Source organism: Haemophilus sp. UMB1048 (assembly GCF_030218125.1).
In the GTDB taxonomy this organism is placed as follows: Bacteria; Pseudomonadota; Gammaproteobacteria; order Enterobacterales; family Pasteurellaceae; genus Haemophilus_D.
In genome coordinates this window covers 1-229 of the sequence record NZ_JASOPB010000226.1, presented here as the reverse complement: position 1 = coordinate 229, position 229 = coordinate 1, and the positions used below count along the sequence as shown (strand labels likewise).

1 protein-coding gene is annotated in these 229 nt (G+C 48.0%); it reads left to right on the top strand.

The genetic code is table 11. The features are described 5' to 3' along the window. On the top strand, nucleotides 1–229 hold a 229-nt coding region (locus QP437_RS10565), incomplete at both ends, for a DUF4862 family protein (RefSeq protein WP_285267810.1).

Below are 229 nucleotides of genomic sequence, written 5' to 3'. Positions count from 1 at the left end.
CCTGGCGAGCTTGCAGATGCGAGTGAGAGAAAATGGCTTGCTGCTCATTTACCAACACATTGGCATCACAACAATGTCACTCTTATTCCTGGCACGATGCAGAGTCTCGCTGTGAACCCAAGTTTTGGTCTAGCAAGCCCCTCATCATCAGGTAGACGTGAAGCTCTCACATATTTAAGAAATGCTTTTTACGCTCTTGACGATTTTGCGCAGCTTCGGGGAAGCCAAG